Here is an 18767-nt window from a genome sequence, read left to right as displayed (position 1 = left end):
CCTGAAATACACCTCGATCTCGAGTCATATCGCACTCCGTTCGGATGGAACCCTCGACCCTGCCTCCGTCCCGGGTGAGCCGTGCCCCGAGATGCGTGATCCGGGAGCCGGGCTTCGCTACACCGCTGTCACCGCTCGTCCCGGAGGTGGAAGCTGGGCCGTGCTGCGGAGTGATGGTGCCTTCGTGTACTGCGATGTGTTGGCCGAGGGTTGGGAGACCAAGGTCGTCGCACCTCCCGCTGGCACCACCTTCATCGGCATCGACATGGGAGATCAGGGGGAAGCGGTCGGCGCTACCGCGGACGGCCGGATCGTCTCGTCGAGCGGAACACAGCTCGCATCCGCTTCGGCAGGACGTTCAATCGTGTCGCTCACCGCAATGGGCGTCGGGCAGGGTGCTGCCGTGCTCGACGACGGATCGATCCTCAGCTGGGGGCTGAGGAACGACGACGCAGCGCCGCCACTGGTCCCGGCCGGACGCGAGGTGTTCTCCGCCGTCAGCGGCTACAACGGCTACGGGCAGCACTGGGCGATCGTGGTCGGCGACCCCATCCCCGTCAAGGTGTCCCTGGATCCGATGCTCCCCACGGATCGTCCGTTGCGCGTCACCGATTCAGTTCGAGTGGGCGTTGCCGCCACTCTTGCCGACGGAACGCCGATCGCCGGTCAGGCGGAGACGACGGTGCGGTCGCCCGACGGGCAGACGCATGCGCTTGGGGAGCCGCTGAGTATGTGGCCGTCCGATCAGGCCGAGCTGAACTTCCGGCGCGCTCAGCACGAGCAGATCGGAACCCATACGTTGAGCGTGACTTATTCCAGTTCCCCCTATGTCACGACCACGGTCGAAACCTCGTTCGCCTTCGTCGAGCCGAGCCCGGTCGAGCTGACTACCTCGGGCCCGACCACCTGGCACCAGGGCACCGAACGCACGCTCTGCTTCAGGCTCGCGACGGAGGACGGGTCCTCACTCTGGTGGACGAGGAACGGCCAGGCCACCATGAGCGTGGAAGGAGATCCTGGCTCGGTATACGAACTGAATTACAGCTCGGAGGGGTCGCCGGCCGAGTCGTGCATGTGGGCACTCGACCTCCGGCCGGGGACCTACACGGCCCACTTCGACTACGACAGCTGGGGCGACGTCGACTCCGCTTCGTGGACGGGTCAAGTCGTGGTTCTACCACCAGCTGTGACACGGATTGAGAGCGATCTCCCGTCGTCGTGGCGCTATGGACAGATGCCCGACTTCGTCGGCGTCGACGTGCTAGCCGACTCCCTCGTCCCGGTCGGAGACGTCCATCTGGAGCTGGACGGGATGTGGTTCGGGTCCGGCATGTATCTCGACGAGAACGGCCATGGCCAGATCCCGATAGGGCACGTGAGAGATCTGGCACCTGGGACCCACTCGCTCTTCGTGAAGTACCGAGGCGGCCACGGCTTCCTCGCTTCCAGCCTGCAACGAACGGTCACCGTCAAGCCCGCTCTGTTCACCACGACCGCCACACCGACCATCACCGGAACTGCCAAGGTCGGCGAGACGCTGACAGCGACGCCGGGCACCTGGTCACCCGTCCCCGCAAGCTACCGCTACGCATGGATGGTCGACGGCGTGGCCGTCACGGATGCGACTACGAGCACGTTCACCGTTCCGGCGTCGGCTGCGGGCAAGGCGATCACGGTCAAGGTGACGGGCCTCAAGCAGCACTACGCGACGACGTCGACGACGAGCACTCCCACGGCCGCGGTCGCACCCGGCACGTTCACGGCACCGCAGCCGACGATCACCGGCACGGCGAAGGTCGGCAGGACCCTGACGGTGAGCCGCGGGACTTGGTCGCCGACGCCCTCGTCGTTCACGCACACGTGGAAGGCGGACGGCGTGACGATCTCGACGCGGACGACGAGCAAGTTCGTGGTGCCCGCTTCCGCCAGAGGTAAGCGCCTCACGGTCACGGTCACCGGGTCGCTCGCCGGGTACACCAAGAAGTCGGTGACGAGCGGTGCGACCGTGACGGTCGCGCCCGGGACGTTCACCGCCCCGCAGCCGACGATCGCCGGGACGACGCGGGTCGGTTCGACACTGACGGTCAGTCGGGGCACCTGGTCGCCGGCGCCGTCGTCGGTGAAGTACGTCTGGAAGGCGAACGGCACGACGATCTCGACCAGGACGGACAGCCGGTTCGTCATCCCGGCGCAGGCCCGGGGCAAGCGACTGACGGTCACGGTCGTCGGCGCCCGCACCGGCTATACGGTCAAGTCGGTGGTCAGCGACCAGACGCCCGAGATCCGCTGATCGACTGGGCCTTACTGCCACGAGTCTCCCGCCCGGAGCGATCCGGGCGGGAGACTCAGCCGATTCTTGGCGCGCCCGGCTGGGGAGAAGTGCCCATGTCAGACGCCTGCAACGCCCCAGACCCGGGCATGACGAAGGCCCCGACTCAATGAGCCGGGGCCTTTCGTAACAACGTGCGCGAGGGGGGAGTTGAACCCCCACGCCCTTTCGGGCACACGGACCTGAACCGTGCGCGTCTGCCTATTCCGCCACTCGCGCGCTGCTGGATGAGAGGCTAGCACGGCACGGACGTCGTCTCCGAATCCAATAACCGTGAAGTGGTTCACGTGCTGCCGCAGGTCCGGTAGCGTGCGGATCCGCCCACGCCTCTCTTCACCGCGCCACCTGAGGGAAGATCGGAGAAGATCCGCAGGACATCCACAGTAATGGAGTCTGCGGGGACCTACCGGTCTATACGATCTAGGTAGTCTGCCCGGCGCAGACCCGGAAGGAGGTGGCATGGGCGCCCTGGACCGCTTCGAGAAGAGCGTGGAGCGCATGATGAACAACGCGTTCGCCAAGGTGGGACGTGGCGAGGTGAAGCCCGTCGAACTGGCGAGCAGGCTTCGTCGCGAGCTGGACGACCGTGCCGCGGTCGTCGGACGTGACCGTACCGTTGCCCCGAACGAGTTCACCATCGAGCTCGCTCCCGACGACTTCGCCCAGATCGAGGCGTGGGGTGCACAAACCCTCGCCGACGAGCTCGCGTCCAACATCACCGCGTACGCCGCGACGCAGCACTATGCGTTCGTGGGCCCCGTGAGCGTGACGTTCGACGAGCAGTACGAGCTGGTGCCCGGCCGCTTCACCGTGCGGTCGCGCAGCGTGCAGGGAAGCGTCGCTCCGGCGACGTCCGGCGCGCCGACCGGCCGGCACCCGCTGATCGACATCGATGGTCAGCGGTACCTGCTCACCGGACCGGTGACCGTCATCGGGCGTGACGCCGAGGCGGACATCGTCGTGGACGACCCGGGAGTCTCCCGCCGTCACCTCGAGATCCGCGTGACCCCGGACGGCGTCGTGGCGACCGACATGGGCTCGACCAACGGCCTGTACGTCGAGGGCCACCAGGTCCCGGCGGCGACCCTGCTCGATGGCAACACCATGACCATCGGCCGTACCCGCATCATGTTCTGGACCGGCAGTGCTTCCGGTGCAGACAACGAGGACTGGTGAAAAACCCGACATGAGCGAGCTGACGTTCACCCTGCTTCGGCTGGGCTACCTCGTGCTGCTGTGGGTGTTCGTGCTCTCCGCCGTCGCCGTGCTCCGGCGCGACCTGGCAGGACCACGTACGCCCAGCGGCCGACGGCGCCGGCCGGAGCTCGCGGGGCCGGCCCCGACGCCGACCCCGGCCGGTGGCGCGCCCCGCGCTCCTCAGCGCGGCGGCCCTTCGCGGCTCGTCGTGGTGGCAGGCCCGCTCACGGGGACCACCATCCCACTCACCTCGTCCGGCGTGCTGATCGGACGCGCGCCGAGCTGCACTCTCGTGCTCGACGACGACTACTCGTCGTCCCGTCACGCACGGATCTTCCCCCAGGGCGGCCAGTGGTTCGTGGAGGACCTCGGCTCCACGAACGGCACGTACATCGGCGAGGAGCGGGTGCAGGGTGTCCTGCCGCTCGCCCCCGGTGTGGGTGTGCAGATCGGACAGTCCGTCGTCGAGCTCCAGGGATGACCATCACGTGACCGTGACCTTGCGGTATGCCGCGCGCTCCGACGTCGGCCTCGTCCGCTCCAACAACCAGGACTCCGCCTACGCGGGCCCCAACCTCCTCGTCGTGGCCGACGGGATGGGCGGGCACGCGGGCGGCGACGTCGCGTCCGCGCTGACCATCGCGGCCCTGGTGGCCCTCGACCGGCCCGACCACAGCTCCGACCAGTCGATGTCCGAGCTGGAACGCTCGATCGACCGCGCCAGGCAGGACCTCGTCGACGCGACGACGGCCGACCCGGACCTGGCCGGCATGGGCACCACCGTCACGGCGCTGCTGAAGTCCGGCAACACGCTGGCCATGGCACACCTCGGCGACTCGCGTGCGTACCTGCTGCGCGACGGCACGCTGGCCCAGGTCACGGTGGACCACACCTTCGTGCAGCACCTGGTCGACACCGGCCGCATCACGCCCGACGAGGCGGAGACCCACCCGCAGCGCAACGTCGTGATGCGGGTGCTGGGCGACTTCGACCTCGACCTCACACCTGACCTCTCGATCCGCGAGGCGGTACCCGGCGACCGCTGGATGCTCTGCTCCGACGGCTTGTCCGGCTTCGTGCCCGACAGCGAGATCGCCGAGGTCCTCATCTCGGTCAGCGCACCACAGGACGCGGTCGAGCAGCTGGTCTCGATGTCCATGCGTGCCGGCAGCACCGACAACATCACCGTCGTCGTCGCCGACGTCCTGGACGAGGCAGCGGCGGCCACCACCGCCGCGACCGTCACGCCGGAGATCGTCGGCTCGGCGGCACTCGCCGGCGTGACCGCGGCGGGCGACCCCGCGTCCCCCACCGCCCTGCCCGGCCCTGGCGCCGGCATCGACGGCGACACAGTGACCAGCTTCACCCGGTCGACCGTCCCGTCAGGCGGCCAGCCCGCACCCTCACCGATCTCCGTCGGCGTCCTGTCCGACGACGCGGCGCGCGACGGCCTCGCCGACACCCTCGAGCAGGCCATGATCGCCGGCGCCCCCGACGAGGAGCAGTACCAGCCGGACATCCAGCCCGACGAGGACCTCGACGAAGAGGCACGCGAAGAGGAGATCCCGCCGAGGAAGCGGGTCTGGCTGACCGTGCTCGGTGCGCTGCTCCTGATCGTGGGCCTCGTCCTGGCGGGCTGGGGCGGCTACCGCTGGACCCAGACCCAGTACTACGTGGGCGAGTCGGACGGCCAGGTCGCCGTGTTCCGGGGCATCCCGGCGACGGTAGGTCCCCTCACCTTCTCGACCCCCGTCGAGCTCACCGGCACCCGCGTGGACGAGCTGCCCGGCTTCATCGCCGACCGCGTGCAGGAGACCATCCGGGCCACGTCGCTCGAAGACGCTCGCGGACGCGCCGACCGCCTCATCGAGGACGCCGCCGAGGAGACCGAGCCGTCACCGTCGCCGTCACCCAGCCCCTCGACGAGCGACGAACCGGGCGGGAGCTCCTCGCCGACGGCCCGGTCGACCGCCAAGAACGACTCCGACCAGGAGGCGAACGGATGAGCGGCCTCCAGCTCGAGGAGAAGGCGCCCACCCGCTTCGCGGAGGCGGTCCTGCTCATCGTCGCGCTGGCCCTGGGCATGGGCGGCATGTGGATGGTCGGCTACGCGCTCGACGACGATCTGCCCGAGGGCTTCTGGACCTACTCGATAGTCCTGGCCGCGCTGGCGTTCACCACGCACATCGTGCTGCGCCTGCGCGCACCGTACGCGGACCAGGTGATCCTGCCGGCCGTGGTGCTGCTGAACAGCGTCAGCATGGCCATGGTCCTGCGGCTGGACCTGGTGGACATGCGAGGCGCGAACGCCTCCCGCCACCTCATGTGGACGGCGCTGGGCGTCATCGTCGCGTGCGTCGTCATCTTCCTGCTGCGGGACCACCGCGGTCTGCGGCGTCTGACCTACACCGCGATGGTCGTGGGTATCGTCCTCGTGATCCTGCCGCTGATCCCCGGCCTGGGTGCGGAGATCAACGGTGCCCAGATCTGGATCTTCATCGGCCCGTTCTCTCTGCAGCCGGCCGAGTTCGCCAAGATCGCGTTCGCCGTGTTCTTCGCGGGCTACCTGGTGGCGAACCGCGACACCCTGGCACTGGCCGGCAAGAAGTTCCTCGGCCTGCAGCTTCCCCGGCTGCGCGACCTGGGCCCCATCCTGATCGTCTGGGCGGTCTCGCTGGCTGTCCTCATCGGCGAGAAGGACCTGGGGACGTCGCTCCTCTTCTTCGGCCTGTTCGTCGGCATGCTCTACCTGGCGACAGACCGGGTGGGCTGGATCGTCATCGGCCTCACCATGTTCGCCGGGGGCGCCGTCGCAGCCTGGACGATGTTCAGCCACGTGCAGGCCCGGGTCGACATCTGGCTCAACCCACTCGACGCCGCGCTGTACGAGCGCGAGTTCGGTGGCTCGTACCAGATCGTCCAGGGCCTGTTCGGCATGGCGTACGGCGGCATGTTCGGCGCCGGCTGGGGCGAGGGCTACCCGGACCGCGTGCCGTTCGCGTTCTCCGACTTCGTCTACGCGTCACTCGGCGAGGAGCTCGGGCTCACCGGCCTGCTGGCGATCCTGCTGATCTATCTGGTCATCGTCCAGCGCGGGCTGCGCCATGCGGTCGGTGTGCGCGACGGATTCGGCAAGCTGCTCGCGGGCGGCCTCGCGTTCGTCATGGCGCTGCAGCTCTTCGTGGTGGTGGGCGGCATCACCCGCATCATTCCCCTCACCGGCCTGACCCTGCCGTTCATGGCGCAGGGCGGATCCTCCCTGCTCGCGAACTGGATAGTCATCGCCCTCATGCTGCGCATCTCCGACGCCGCTCGACGCCCCTCGGCGCTGCCCACCCGCGGCGCGCTGGCCGACCCGGCGCCCGCACTGGTGGGCGGCGACGCCATCGAGGTGGGCGGCCCTGGCATGGGCCCGGTGCAGGCGGGAACCGAGGCCGGCGCCGGCCGGGGCGCGACGCCCGACGACGCGACCCAGATCGTCCGGGGGGTGGAGCGGTGAACACGACCCTGCGTCGCCTCTCGACCGTCGTGATGGCCATGTTCCTGGCCCTCATGGTCTCGACGACCTGGATCCAGTTCGTCACCGCGGGCGACCTGAACGAGGATCCGCGCAACTTCCGGAACATCTACAGCGAGCTGGGCCGGGACCGCGGTCCGATCGTCGTCGGTGGCGAGCCGATCGTGACGTCCGAGCCGGTCGACGACGACTACAAGTACCAGCGCACCTACTCGGGCGGGGACGCCGGGGCGGCCAGCGTCTACGCGCCGCTGACCGGCTTCTTCGCGGTCACCGGTACCTACACGGGGCTGGAGCGCTTCGCGAACGGGTACCTCGGTGGCGAGGACGACTCGCTCTGGCTCGACCGGCTGCAGAACCTCATCACCGGCGAGGAGGCACAGGGCTCCTCCGTCGAGCTCACCATCGACCCCAAGGTCCAGCAGGCCGCCTGGGACGCCCTCGGGGACTACACCGGCGCGGCCGTGGCCCTGGACCCGAAGACCGGCGCCATCCTCGCGATGGTCTCCAAGCCGTCGTTCGACCCGAACTCCATCGCGGTGCACAACGCCGGGGACGCGACCGCTGCCTACAACGAGCTCCTGAACCAGAAGCCGCGGGTCAACTCGGAGGACGGCGAGGAGCGGTTCAGCACCTACGGTCCGACGATCAACCGCACCATCAACGCCACGTACCCTCCCGGCTCCGCGTTCAAGCTGCTCACCTCGGCCGCCGCTATCGAGTACAACGGGGTGACTCCCGACTCCGAGATCCCTGCGGAGGTCATCTACCAGCTGCCCGGCACGACGGGCCCCAACGGTCAGGTCGGGAACTTCGGCGGTGAGCCCTGCGACGCCTCGGGCAAGATGACGCTCAAGGCGGCGCTGGCGATGTCCTGCAACACCGCGTTCCTCGACCTGGCCAACGAGGTCGGCAAGGACGGGATGCAGCGGATGTTCCAGGACTTCGGGTTCACCGAGTCGCTCGAGATCCCGATGACGACCACGATCGGTGCCTACCCGGGCCTCATCGGCGGCGACGAGGACGACGACTCGGACGCTCGCATCTCGCTGTCCGGCATCGGCCAGGGCAGCGTCCGCATCACGCCGCTCCAGGTCGCCATGATCTCTGCCGCTGTCGCGAACGACGGCGACCTCATGGAGCCGTACCTCATCAAGGACGTGCGGGACAGCGACCTGGAGCTCGTCAGCCAGACGAAGCCGAGCCGCTACAAGAGCCCGTTCTCGTCGTCCACGGCGGACGCGCTCACCGAGATGATGGTCGAGGTCGTCAACAACGGCTCCGGCAAGGGCGCGCAGATCCAGGGCGTCCAGGTGGCGGGCAAGACCGGCACCGCTGAGGACAACCCGCGATCGCCCACGCTGTGGTTCACGTCGTTCGCCCCGGCCGACGACCCGCAGGTCGCGGTAGCGGTCGTGCTGGAGAACCAGGGCCAGTCCACCAACGAGACCACCGGTGGCGCTCTCGCCAGCCCCATCGCCCGACAGATCATGCAGGCGGCGATCTCGAGATGAGACCGGTCGAGGGTCTGACGCTCGGTGAGCGCTACACGCTCGTGCGGCGCATCGCCATGGGCGGTATGGGCGAGGTCTGGGTGGCGCGCGACGAAAAGCTCGCGCGCGAGATCGCCGTGAAGGTGCTCCGCGAGGAGTACACGGGCAACGAGGACTTTCTTCGTCGCCTGCGCACGGAGGCCCGGAACTCGTCGACCCTCGTTCACCCCAACATCGCGCAGATGTTCGACTACGGCGAGGAGAACGGCGCAGGCTACCTCGTCATGGAGCTGGTCCTCGGCGAGCCGCTCGCCGACCTGCTCGAACGCGAGCCGGTGCTCCCGCCGGCCCGGCTCCTGCCGATCCTGGCCCAGACGGCCCGCGGCCTGCACGCCGCCCACCTCGCGGGCGTGGTCCACCGCGACGTGAAACCGGGCAACATCCTGCTGGAGCACTCCGGCACGGTGAAGATCACCGACTTCGGTGTCTCCGTGGCGCAGAACCAGGTGCCCATGACTGCCACGGGCATGGTCATGGGCACCGCGCAGTATCTGTCGCCCGAGCAGGCGGTGGGACAGTCGGCCACCGGCGCATCCGACATCTACGCGCTCGGCGTGGTCGCTTACGAGGCCACGGCGGGCCGTCGTCCGTTCACCGGCAGGACGCCCGTCGACATCGCCATCGCGCACGTCAACGCGCCGGTTCCGCTCCTGCCGACGTCGGTCCACCCCGGCCTCTCCGAGACCATCACGCAGATGCTGGAGAAGGATCCGGCACAGCGCATCTCCTCTGCGGACCAGCTCGCGCGGCACCTCGACGTGCTCGCCGCCGAGATCGCGGAGGACCCGTTCGGCAGCTCGCGCTACGCACGCCGGGCCCGCCGCGACGGACAGTCTTCGGGGGCACAGCGGCCGGGCAACGGCCGCAGCGGCGCAGGGGCGCAGCCCGGTCCGTCCCACGCGCGCAGGCAGACACCGTTCGGCCAGACCAGCGGCGGTCGGCACACCACAGTCACGAACGCGCAGTCCGCGCCGCCCAGCCCGGACCGCGGTACCCCGGCCGGCGGCTACGGCTCGGGCACGCCCGCGGGCGGATACGGCTCAGGACCCTTCGGTTCGGGAGCCCACGGTTCCGACTCGGCCGGATACGGCACGACGTCGGGCACGCACGGGACGGACGCCTACGGGCGCCCCTATTCGCCCGCGCCGGGCACCCCGGCCGGCGCCCCTGGCTCGGGCCAGTACGGCACGGACTCGGCCGGATACGGTGCGGACTCCGCGGGCTACGGCACCACGTCCGGCACCTACGGGACCGACGCCTACGGCCGGCCGCACGGTTCGGGCTACGTCCCGCCGCCGTCGATCGGCAACGGCGCGGGGAACGGCGGGCGGTCCTACCCGTCTCGTCGCGATCTGCACTCGACACGCCAGGACGGGCGGCGGGTCCCCCAGCAGGGCCGGTCCGGGGGGCACCCCGGGAAGCGACGAAGTCTGTCGTCGGACATCCAGCGGTGGCTGGGCGGGATCGAGGACCGCATAGGGGTCCGCGTATCCTGGCCGCTCGTCGCACTGGTCGCACTGCTGCTGGTGGTCCTCATCATCACGCTGGTCTCCGGAGGCGGCGACAACAGCGCTCTGCAGGAGCCGTCGGGTTCCTCCGAAATCCACGGCGAAACGCTGAATCCCCCGGTAGCCTCCGCAGCAGCCGCTTCTGGGATGATGTTTTTCAACGAGTCGTATGCCCTGAGGCAGACGGCCATGACATCTAAGGACGTATGAGTGGTGGAGAACACGCCCCGCGTACTCGCCGGCCGTTACGAGGTCGGCGAGCTTGTCGGCCGTGGCGGCATGGCCGAGGTCCACATCGGTCACGACACCCGTCTCGGTCGTACCGTCGCGATCAAGGTGCTGCGTTCCGACCTCGCTCGTGATCCGTCCTTCCTGGTGCGCTTCCGGCGCGAGGCGCAGTCCGCCGCCGCGCTGAACCACCCCGCTGTCGTCGCCGTGTACGACACGGGCGAGGACATCCACCAGAACGCTGCCGGCGAGGACGTGCACGTCCCGTTCATCGTCATGGAGTACGTGGAGGGCCACACGGTCCGCGACATCCTGACCGACGGCGCCGCGGTACCCATCGAAGAGGCCGTCGAGATCACCGTCGGCGTGCTGAGCGCGCTCGAGTACTCGCACCACGCGGGCATCGTGCACCGCGACATCAAGCCCGCCAACGTCATGATCACGCCCACGGGTGCGGTCAAGGTGATGGACTTCGGCATCGCCCGGGCCATGGCCGACTCCGCCGCGACGATGACGCAGACGAACGCCGTCATCGGCACCGCGCAGTACCTCTCCCCCGAGCAGGCTCGCGGCGAGCAGGTCGACACCCGCTCCGACCTGTACTCGACCGGCTGCATGCTGTTCGAGCTCCTCACCGGTCGTCCGCCGTTCCAGGGCGACTCGCCCGTGGCGGTCGCCTACCAGCACGTGGGCCAGGAGCCGCAGCGCCCGTCCGAGGTCGCCACGGACGTCCCCGACGTGCTGGACCGCATCACGCTCAAGGCGCTGACGAAGGACCGCGAGCAGCGGTACAGCACCGCGGCCGAGTTCCGGCGCGACCTGGAGTCCGCGATGCGCGGCGGCCAGATCAGCGCGCCGATGGTGGGCGCCATGATGGGTGCGACGCAGGTCGCGGGCCAGCCCGCGTACGGCGCCACGCAGGTCATGTCGCCGACCCCGAGCTGGGGCCCGGCAACGGCGCAGCAGAGCCCGGTCACGCCCGGTGGGGGATACCCCGGCCAGCCGACGCGCGACCAGCAGGAGCCCGAGAAGAAGAGCAAGGCTCTCATGTGGTGGCTGCTCGGGATCGCCCTGGCGGCCGTCGCGGCCATCGCTATCGCGATGGCGGTGGAGAACGCGAACAACAACCGCGCACCGACGACGGTCTCCGTGCCGACCATCGCGGAGGGCCTGTCCGCCGAGGACGCCAGGGCGCAGATCGAGGCGGCCGGCCTGACGTTCGAACAGGCCATCGACCAGGACTCCGACCTCGACGAGGGACGGACCACCGGGGCGACCGACCCCGTGGCGAACACGAAGGTCGAACCCGACTCGACGGTCATCGTCTACGTCGCCGGCGCGCCGGGCCAGGTCACGGTCCCCGAGCTGAAGAACCTGTCCGAGGCCGACGCCCGTGCCAAGCTCGAGGAGCTCAACCTCACCGTCGGCACGTCCCAGACGGAGAACAGCCCGGACATCGCGGAAGGCAACGTGACCAAGAGCGAGCCCGGCGCCGGCCAGCCCGCGCAGGAAGGCGACGAGGTCATCCTGTACCTCTCGACGGGCAACACGACGCTCCCGAACGTCGTCGGCCAGAACAAGGAAGGTGCCAGCGCGCAGCTGGCGAACCTCGGCCTCGGCACCATCGAGTGGGACACGGAAGAGAGCGAAGACGCAACGCCCGGCACTGTGGTCCGCACCGACCCGGAGGCAGGTGATGTGCCGCAGGGACAGGCAGTCACCCTCTACCTCGCGGTGGCGCCGGAGCCCACGGAGACGCAGGTGCCCAACGATCTCGTCGGCAAGACGCTCGACGAGGCCCAGCTCGCCTGTACCGGTGCGAAGATCTCCTGTGAGCCGACGTCCGAGGAGGCTTCGGACATCATCGCCGCCGGGCAGGTCATCACGTCGGACCCGCCCCCAGGTACCACCGTCGAGGAGGGCGCCTACATCGGCCTCGTGATGTCGACCGGCCCCGCCGAAGGCGGAGGCGGCGGAGAGGGCGAAGGCGGAGGCGGCGAGGGCGAGGGCGATCCCGTCTTCCCGTAGCACGACTGCGCTGACCGGATAGCACCGGTCAGCGCAGGACAGGTATGGCGTCGTCGGTCACGTGGTGACCAGCGGCGCCATTCCCTTTGCCCGCTCCACCGCGCCCTCGAGCCCACAGGTCTCCAGCCAGTTCGCGAGCAGCCGGTGCCCACCCTCGGTGAGGACGGACTCCGGGTGGAACTGCACGCCGTGCAGCGGCAGCTCCCGGTGCTGCAGTCCCATGACGATGCCCGACGCCGTCGTGCACGTCACCTCGAGCTCCGCCGGCACGCTGTCCGGCGTCACAGCGAGCGAGTGGTACCGCGTGGCGGTGAACGGGACGGGCAGGCCGCTGAGGACGCCCTGGCCGGTGTGCTCGACGAGGCTCGTCTTGCCGTGCATGAGCTCCGGGGCGTGGGTCACCTTGCCGCCGTACACCTCGGCGAGGGCCTGGTGCCCGAGGCAGACCCCGAGCATCGGGGTCCGGGACCGGGCGCAGGCACGGATGACGTCCTCGGAGGCGCCGGCCTCCGCGGGAGTGCCGGGCCCGGGGGACACGAGCACGCCGTCGTAGGGCTCGGGGGAGCCGTCGCCGTCGTCGTACCAGTAGCGGCCGTCGGCGGCGGGGGAGGGCACGGCGTCGTTCCGGACCACTACGGTCCGGGCGCCGATCTGGTCGAGGTAGCCGACGATCGTATAGACGAACGAGTCGTAGTTGTCGACGACGAGGATGCGCGTCATGGTCAAATGCTACGGCGAGGACCGCTACGCGCCGACCGTCGTGTCGTTGAACGGCATGTACTCGCTGAGCCACGGGAAGAACTCGGTGAAGCACACGGCGACCACGCCGAAGATGAGCACGAGGCACACCAGGAACTTGAACCAGCCGGGCCCTGGGATGGCCCGCCACAACAGCCCGTACATCAGCCCATCAGCTCCTTCGGCTTGCCTTCGCCCACAGGGGACCAGTAGTCGAGCTCGCCGTGCACGATGTACCGCTCGGTGGCGGAGAACATCGGGTGGCAGGACGTCAGCGTGATGAACCGCTTGGTCAGCTTGGGCATGTCCTGGTCCTTGGTCACCCCGGGCACCGGCGCGATCACCTCCACGTTCTGCGGGAGGACGATCTTCGACTCGGTCACCTTGTAGACGTACCAGTTCTCCTTGGTGCGGACCACGACGGCGTCACCCTCCTTGAGCTCCGCGATCTGGTTGAACGGCTTGCCGTAGGTGGTGCGGTGCGCGGCGACGGCGAAGTTGCCCAGTGCACCAGGCATCGCCGTGCCGTTGTAGTGCCCGATGCCGATGGTGTCGAGCACCGTCGCCTTGTCCGTGCCCTCGGCGACGGGCTTGATGTACTCGTTCCCGAACCGGGGGATGAACATCTGCGCGAAGAGGGTCCCTGCCTCCGGCGGTTCCTTCATGACCGGGGGCGAGTCGCGATGTTCGGTGGAAGTCGCCGGACCGGTCTGGGCGCCCTCCCAGTCCATCTCGGCGATGATCTCGCTCTGTGCCCGCTCGCCCTCGACGTCGGTCCACCAGAGCTGCCACACCACGAAGAGACCGAGCACGACGCCGGCGGTCACCAGGAGCTCGCCCAGGACGCCGATCAGCCAGGCGACCGGCCGCATGGGCGCCGCCGACCCGCGCGGGCGCCGCGCGTTGCGCGGACCCATGCCGGAGGGGCCGCGCTCATACGCGATGGGGAAGACCTCCTGTGGCAGCGGCACGTTGTGGCCGGCCTGCGCGTGGGTCATCCAAAGACCTCCGTACCGTCGGGAACCGTCGCATACTGCAGACCTCCGCCGTCGTACGCGGGGAGGTCGAGGTTGTCGCTGCGTCGCACGTCCCAGCCCAGGTGCACCCAGTCGACGTACTCGAGATACGTCTGCACACCCTCGGAGCTCATCAGCGACGACTCCATCTTCGCCGGGTTGCCGACTGCCGTCACCTTGTAGGGGGGTGAGAACACCTTGCCGTGCAGCAACAGGATGTTTCCGGAGCAACGGAACGCCGACGTCGAGGTCACGCGCTCACCCTGCAGCGTCATCGCCTCGGCCCCGCCGGCCCACAACGCGTTGATCACGTGCTGCAGGTCCTGCTGGTGCACCACCAGGTCGTCGGGCTGCGGCTCCACCCCGCCGGGCCCCGCGCCGACCGACGTCGACGGCGCGTCGTCGAGCGTCACCGTGAGGCCGGTACCGCTGACCGGTTGCGAGCCGGACACCACGCCCTCGCGCTCGACCAGGTCGCCGTCCAGCCTGGGGACGGTGGTGCCGGTGCGGGCGCTCAGCGTCTCGATCTCCCGGTCCAGCTCGCCGGCACGCTCGGTGAGCTCGGAGACCCGGCCCGTCTCGGTGCCCACCAGCTGGGCGAGGTCCTGCGGGTCACGGGTGTCGGCGCCACCGCCGTCGGCCAGGCGAGCGCTCGCGCTGAACATGAGCCCGGCCAGCACTGCCACGGCACCCACGCTCAGCCAGGACCGCCATCCCGCCTGCATCGAGGCGCGGAAGAACCCCGTCGCACTGTCCTTCGCGGACGGCGCGGGGGTCGGTTCGGCTCCGGTCACCGCGTCCCTCCTGCAACAATCGACAAACCCACTGACGCGTCTGGTCACGCCTGCGGCCTGTGGAGCACTACGCTAGTCCAAGAGAAAGCAGACGTCGGCTCGGCACACCCGTCGGGCAGACCACCCCAGGACAGGAGCCCGCCTCGTGCCCGAGTCGAAGTCCCGCAACAAGAAGAAGGTCACGCCGAAGGCTGAGAAGTCCGAGGCGAAGGTCGCGCTGCCCGGAGAGGCGACCAACCCGCGCTGGCTCGCTCCGGTGATGCTGACCCTGATGATCCTCGGCCTCGTCTGGATCGTGACGTTCTACCTCACGAGCTCCGGCCTCGGCCTGCCGATCCCGCAGATCGGTCAGTGGAACCTCGCGGTCGGCTTCGGCCTGATCATCGTGGGTTTCGGCCTGACCACGCGCTGGAAGTGAGCGTTCCGCGGCCGCGCTGAGGCGGCCGCGGAACAGTATCCCTATTTATCCACAGCTGTGGGTAAAGCTGGGGAAAAGAGAGTGGTGACACACCGCCAGGTGTCGGGAACGGCCCAGTTGCTCGGTTCGCACAGGTGTTGAAGTTGGGTGTCGGACCAGAGCCAGGGGCGTCGCCGCTCCCGTCACAGGAGACCCACCGAGCTGTAACGCACCACCGCCAAGCAGGCCAGGAGTGCAATGCCGGCGAGCGGCACCGCCCAGGCGACGACAGCGCGGCGGTCCTTCGGTGCGTAGGCGTACGCGGCGGCCACCAGCGCCCCTGTGACGAGCCCGCCCAGGTGCGCCTGCCAGGAGATGCCCGGCACGACGAAGCCGATGGCACCGTTGATCACGAGCAGGACAATCACCTGACCCATGCTCCGGCCCAGCCGCCGCATGACGGGAAGCATGGCCCCGAACAGGCCGAACACCATGCCGGACGCGCCGACCACCGGCGTCCCCCAGGCGTTCGACGTGAACGGGTCGCCCGCGAGGAGCAGCACGCCGACCGACCCTCCGACCGCGGAGAGCAGGCACAGGACCCCGAAGCGCACCCGCCCGAGCAGCGGCTCGAGGAACTGCCCGGTTATCCACAGGGCGTACATGTTGAACAGGATGTGCAGCGGTGACGTGGAGTGCAGGAACGAGGCCGTGAGGAAACGCCACGGCTCAGCCGCGCCACCTGCGGGCCAGAACCACAGCATCTGCGTCCACGCGCCGGCCGTCACCAGCTGCAGCAGCCAGCTCACGACGCAGATCCCGATGATCGTGAACGTGACGACCGGCCGGCCGTTGACCGCTGCGCTGTCGGCGGATCCGCCGAAGACCGTCCGGACGCGGGGCGCGGTGCGCTTCGCGTCGCGGACGCAGTCGACGCACTGCACGCCGACGGCGGCCGGCCGCTGACACTCGGGGCAGGCCGGCCGACCGCACCGCTGGCAACGCACGTAGGCCACCCGGTCCGGGTGGCGCGGGCACACGGGAGCCTCGGCCTCGGTCGGCTCCTCGGCGGCCGGGTCGTTCATCGCGATACGTCCTCAGTCCCCTCGGTCCTCGCTGGTCTTGCCTGGTCCCGCTGGAGCGGTGGTGCCGGATCCCGCCTGAGCGGAACGGTCGCCGCCGCGCCTCAGGGCTCGATGGTGACCGACGTGATCGTGATGTCGTCGACGGGGCGGTCGCCGGGACGCGTGCGGGTCTTGCCGACCTCGTCGACGACGGTGCGCGACGCGTCGTCCGCCACCTTGCCGAAGATGGTGTGCTTGCCGTTCAGCCACGGGGTCTCCGCGGTGGTGAGGAAGAACTGCGAGCCGTTGGTGCCCTCGATCTCGCCCGTCACCGGGTTGCGACGCTTGCCGGCGTTGGCCATCGCGAGGATGTACTTCTCGTTGAACTGAAGCTCGGGGTGGATCTCGTCGTTGAACGTGTACCCGGGGCCGCCGGTTCCCGTGCCGAGCGGGCAGCCGCCCTGGATCATGAAGTCTTCGATGACACGGTGGAAGATCAGGCCGTCGTAGAACGGGTCCTTGCGCTCCTCGCCCGTCCGCGGGTCCGTCCAGGCCTTCTCGCCGGTCGCGAGGCCGACGAAGTTCTCGACAGTCTTGGGCGCGTGGTTCGGGAAGAGCTCGATACGGATGTCACCGGAGGTGGTGTGCAGGATTGCGAACATGTATCAATCCTCCCACGGAGCGGCCCGCTGGTGCTGCACCGACTTCGCTCGCCCTCGCCAGTGGGCCCGTCCGGTGGCAGAGTGGCATCTTGAGGACTATTTGAACAGTTCGAGGGGAGCTTCATGACCCGCAAGAAGGTGACCGACTACGTGGACACGAGCAAGATCGACACCGAGAAGGTCAAGGAGAGGGCCGCGGAGGCCGCAGCTCTGCTTTCCGACGTCAGCTCCAAGGCCGCAACGCAGGCTGGGGTCGTAGCGGCCCAGGCCAAGGACCGGGCCTCGAACGCCAAGGACTGGGCTCAGCCTCGCGTGAACGACTTCATCGCGTGGCTGACGCCGCGTGCGGAGAAGGCGTGGCAGGACAGCCTCCAGGCTGCCGCCCCCCAGGTCGAGAAGGCCGCAGGCAAGGCAGCGCCACTCATCGACTCCGCACACGACAAGCTCGTGGACGACCTGCTGCCGAAGATGGTCGCCGCGTTCAACGGCGCGGCTGCCAACGCGGCGACGGCACAGAACAAGGCCGCGCTGGCCGACTCCGTCGCCAAGGCGGCGGAAGAGGCCAACAAGAAGGGCTCCAAGAAGGGCTGGCTCGTGGCACTGGCGGCCGGTGGCGCGGCCGTCGCCGGCTACGTGTTCTGGAAGCGCGCGCAGCCCCAGACCGACCCGTGGGCCGAACCCTGGGAGCAGGGCACGGGTGCCGACTACTCGAACGGCGCCGCTCGGCACTCGTCCGGCGTCGGTGCGGCGGCCGGTTCCGCCGTCGCCAAGGGCAAGGAGGCGGGGGCCAAGGCCGCGCAGACGGCCAAGGACCTCGGCGCTCGTGCCTACTCGGCAGCGAGCCCAGCGTTCGAGGCGGCCAAGGAGAAGGCCGCACCGGTGCTGGAAAAGGCGGCCCCTGTGCTCGACGCCGCCAAGGAGAAGGCCGCTCCGGTCCTGGACGCGGCATGGGCGACGGCGCAGAAGGCGAGTACCGCCGCACAGAAGCGCGGCGGTAACGACCCCGCAGCGCCGACATCGGGGGAGACGGACCTCGCACCTACCGAGAGCCCCCTCGTCGACGAGACGGTTCCAGCCGACTCGGCGGAGGACCTGCCCCTGGTGGACGAGGTTCCGCCCGTGAAGCCCAAGCACGCGGGGGAGGGCAAGCAGGAGGGCTGACCTCCGCTTCCCCGTGAGCATGACAGGAGGGCCTGGCCAGTGCGGCCAGGCCCTCCTGTCATGTCCGGAGCGACCGATGTCATGTCATCGGCCCCGGACCAGGGCACAAAAAAAATGACCTGCGGCGAAACTCTCGCCGCAGGTCATCAAGGGTGGAGCCACCGGGACTCGAACCCGGAACCCCCTGCTTGCAAAGCAGGTGCGCTACCAATTGCGCCATGGCCCCTCTGCCAACTGCTCAGTCGAGCGAGTCGGTAACCTCGGACCAGAGGTCCCGCCCCGCGGCGTCCTCGCTCAGCTTGCGCCAGAGAACGTAGCCGGCTCCAGCAGCGAGCAGCACTATAAGCAGCTTCTTCACGAGTTCCTCCTGAGGAGCCTCTGCAGGTCCGGGAGTGGGGCTAGGAGGACTTGAACCTCCGACCTCTTCCTTATCAGGGAAGCGCTCTAACCGTCTGAGCTATAGCCCCGGGCGAGCGTTCCGCACGCTGCCGCGACACTGGAGATTACCCCAGGTCGGGACGATGTCCCAAACCGAAAACGCGGTTCGCGGTGTGACGTGCATCGAGTCGTGCGCA

Annotated in this window: 17 protein-coding genes and 3 tRNA genes; 10 read left to right on the top strand and 10 right to left on the bottom strand. The window is 69.1% G+C overall.

The genetic code is table 11. The features are described 5' to 3' along the window. Window positions 1-364: 364 nt before the first annotated feature. Window positions 365-2290 (top strand): hypothetical protein, encoded by a 1926-nt coding sequence (locus ACFO6V_RS26655; protein WP_377141770.1) that lies wholly within the window; start codon window positions 365-367, stop codon window positions 2288-2290. Between the two features lie 174 nt (window positions 2291-2464). Here ACFO6V_RS26655 and ACFO6V_RS26650 read toward each other — a convergent pair. Beyond that, window positions 2465-2548, bottom strand: a tRNA-Leu gene (locus tag ACFO6V_RS26650). Between the two features lie 240 nt (window positions 2549-2788). Here ACFO6V_RS26650 and ACFO6V_RS26645 point away from each other — a divergent pair. Genes ACFO6V_RS26645 through pknB form a run of 7 tightly spaced genes read left to right on the top strand, consistent with a single transcriptional unit; the run spans window position 2789 to window position 12360 of the window. Beyond that, entirely contained in the window at window positions 2789-3505 is a 717-nt protein-coding gene (locus ACFO6V_RS26645; protein WP_020017306.1) for an FhaA domain-containing protein, read from the top strand. Between the two features lie 10 nt (window positions 3506-3515). Continuing rightward, window positions 3516-4007 (top strand): FHA domain-containing protein FhaB/FipA, encoded by a 492-nt coding sequence (locus tag ACFO6V_RS26640; RefSeq protein WP_357448197.1) that lies wholly within the window; start codon window positions 3516-3518, stop codon window positions 4005-4007. A gap of 7 nt (window positions 4008-4014) precedes the next feature. Further along, window positions 4015-5532 (top strand): PP2C family protein-serine/threonine phosphatase, encoded by a 1518-nt coding sequence (locus ACFO6V_RS26635; protein WP_377141768.1) that lies wholly within the window; start codon window positions 4015-4017, stop codon window positions 5530-5532. Then, window positions 5529-7025, top strand: a complete 1497-nt coding sequence (locus tag ACFO6V_RS26630; protein ID WP_377141766.1) for an FtsW/RodA/SpoVE family cell cycle protein — start codon at window positions 5529-5531, stop codon at window positions 7023-7025. The genes ACFO6V_RS26635 and ACFO6V_RS26630 overlap by 4 nt, the downstream gene beginning before the upstream one ends. Continuing rightward, window positions 7022-8557, top strand: a complete 1536-nt coding sequence (locus tag ACFO6V_RS26625; protein ID WP_377141764.1) for a peptidoglycan D,D-transpeptidase FtsI family protein — start codon at window positions 7022-7024, stop codon at window positions 8555-8557. The genes ACFO6V_RS26630 and ACFO6V_RS26625 overlap by 4 nt, the downstream gene beginning before the upstream one ends. Then, complete coding sequence (locus ACFO6V_RS26620) at window positions 8554-10314, top strand: protein kinase domain-containing protein (RefSeq protein WP_377141762.1); 1761 nt, start codon at window positions 8554-8556, stop codon at window positions 10312-10314. Before ACFO6V_RS26625 ends, ACFO6V_RS26620 begins: the two co-directional genes overlap by 4 nt. Beyond that, a complete protein-coding gene (pknB, locus tag ACFO6V_RS26615) occupies window positions 10315-12360 on the top strand; it encodes a Stk1 family PASTA domain-containing Ser/Thr kinase (RefSeq protein WP_377141760.1) in 2046 nt (681 codons plus the stop codon). A 57-nt stretch (window positions 12361-12417) separates the two neighbouring features. Here pknB and ACFO6V_RS26610 read toward each other — a convergent pair whose 3' ends face one another. Genes ACFO6V_RS26610 through ACFO6V_RS26595 form a run of 4 tightly spaced genes read right to left on the bottom strand, consistent with a single transcriptional unit; the run spans window position 12418 to window position 14908 of the window. Next, window positions 12418-13080, bottom strand: a complete 663-nt coding sequence (locus ACFO6V_RS26610) for an aminodeoxychorismate/anthranilate synthase component II (protein WP_377141758.1) — start codon at window positions 13078-13080, stop codon at window positions 12418-12420. Window positions 13081-13104: 24 nt separating this feature from the next. Beyond that, a complete protein-coding gene (locus ACFO6V_RS26605) occupies window positions 13105-13263 on the bottom strand; it encodes a hypothetical protein (protein WP_357448182.1) in 159 nt (52 codons plus the stop codon). After that, complete coding sequence (locus ACFO6V_RS26600; RefSeq protein ID WP_377141756.1) at window positions 13263-14096, bottom strand: class E sortase; 834 nt, start codon at window positions 14094-14096, stop codon at window positions 13263-13265. Before ACFO6V_RS26600 ends, ACFO6V_RS26605 begins: the two co-directional genes overlap by 1 nt. Then, window positions 14093-14908, bottom strand: a complete 816-nt coding sequence (locus ACFO6V_RS26595; protein WP_377141753.1) for a DUF881 domain-containing protein — start codon at window positions 14906-14908, stop codon at window positions 14093-14095. Before ACFO6V_RS26595 ends, ACFO6V_RS26600 begins: the two co-directional genes overlap by 4 nt. Window positions 14909-15053: 145 nt before the next feature. Between ACFO6V_RS26595 and ACFO6V_RS26590 the strand changes: the two genes are divergently transcribed. Further along, window positions 15054-15326, top strand: coding sequence for a cell division protein CrgA (locus ACFO6V_RS26590; RefSeq protein ID WP_116673029.1), 273 nt, complete (start codon window positions 15054-15056; stop codon window positions 15324-15326). Between the two features lie 182 nt (window positions 15327-15508). On the opposite strand, the gene ACFO6V_RS26585 is transcribed toward ACFO6V_RS26590, so the two are convergent. After that, window positions 15509-16390 (bottom strand): rhomboid family intramembrane serine protease, encoded by an 882-nt coding sequence (locus ACFO6V_RS26585; protein ID WP_377141750.1) that lies wholly within the window; start codon window positions 16388-16390, stop codon window positions 15509-15511. 101 nt (window positions 16391-16491) lie between these two features. After that, complete coding sequence (locus tag ACFO6V_RS26580) at window positions 16492-17031, bottom strand: peptidylprolyl isomerase (protein WP_357448172.1); 540 nt, start codon at window positions 17029-17031, stop codon at window positions 16492-16494. Between the two features lie 123 nt (window positions 17032-17154). Here ACFO6V_RS26580 and ACFO6V_RS26575 point away from each other — a divergent pair, with 123 nt between their 5' ends. Beyond that, on the top strand, window positions 17155-18192 hold the full coding sequence (locus tag ACFO6V_RS26575) for a hypothetical protein (protein ID WP_377141747.1): 1038 nt from the start codon (window positions 17155-17157) through the stop codon (window positions 18190-18192). Window positions 18193-18345: 153 nt separating this feature from the next. On the opposite strand, the gene ACFO6V_RS26570 is transcribed toward ACFO6V_RS26575, so the two are convergent. The 3 genes from ACFO6V_RS26570 to ACFO6V_RS26560 form a co-directional block, all read right to left on the bottom strand. Beyond that, a tRNA-Ala gene (locus ACFO6V_RS26570) sits at window positions 18346-18418 on the bottom strand. Between the two features lie 12 nt (window positions 18419-18430). Further along, complete coding sequence (locus ACFO6V_RS26565) at window positions 18431-18550, bottom strand: DLW-39 family protein (protein WP_274994665.1); 120 nt, start codon at window positions 18548-18550, stop codon at window positions 18431-18433. A gap of 35 nt (window positions 18551-18585) precedes the next feature. Next, a tRNA-Ile gene (locus tag ACFO6V_RS26560) sits at window positions 18586-18659 on the bottom strand. Between the last annotated feature and the right edge of the window lie 108 nt (window positions 18660-18767).

The organism is Promicromonospora alba (assembly GCF_042654905.1).
Taxonomy (GTDB): Bacteria; Actinomycetota; Actinomycetes; order Actinomycetales; family Cellulomonadaceae; genus Promicromonospora; species Promicromonospora alba.
The sequence above is the reverse complement of the archived record's forward strand: the minus strand, read 5'-3'. Positions and strand labels throughout refer to the sequence as shown.

Excerpts from the sequence above, each read along its gene's own strand:
- ACFO6V_RS26645 (WP_020017306.1), top strand. The coding sequence starts at position 2,789 with ATGGGCGCCCTGGACCGCTTCGAGAAGAGCGTGGAGCGCATGATGAAC.
- ACFO6V_RS26640 (WP_357448197.1), top strand. The coding sequence starts at position 3,516 with ATGAGCGAGCTGACGTTCACCCTGCTTCGGCTGGGCTACCTCGTGCTG.
- ACFO6V_RS26630 (WP_377141766.1), top strand. The coding sequence starts at position 5,529 with ATGAGCGGCCTCCAGCTCGAGGAGAAGGCGCCCACCCGCTTCGCGGAG.
- ACFO6V_RS26620 (WP_377141762.1), top strand. The coding sequence starts at position 8,554 with ATGAGACCGGTCGAGGGTCTGACGCTCGGTGAGCGCTACACGCTCGTG.
- ACFO6V_RS26610 (WP_377141758.1), bottom strand. The coding sequence starts at position 13,080 with ATGACGCGCATCCTCGTCGTCGACAACTACGACTCGTTCGTCTATACG.
- ACFO6V_RS26605 (WP_357448182.1), bottom strand. The coding sequence starts at position 13,263 with ATGTACGGGCTGTTGTGGCGGGCCATCCCAGGGCCCGGCTGGTTCAAG.
- ACFO6V_RS26600 (WP_377141756.1), bottom strand. The coding sequence starts at position 14,096 with ATGACCCACGCGCAGGCCGGCCACAACGTGCCGCTGCCACAGGAGGTC.
- ACFO6V_RS26585 (WP_377141750.1), bottom strand. The coding sequence starts at position 16,390 with ATGAACGACCCGGCCGCCGAGGAGCCGACCGAGGCCGAGGCTCCCGTG.
- ACFO6V_RS26580 (WP_357448172.1), bottom strand. The coding sequence starts at position 17,031 with ATGTTCGCAATCCTGCACACCACCTCCGGTGACATCCGTATCGAGCTC.
- ACFO6V_RS26575 (WP_377141747.1), top strand. The coding sequence starts at position 17,155 with ATGACCCGCAAGAAGGTGACCGACTACGTGGACACGAGCAAGATCGAC.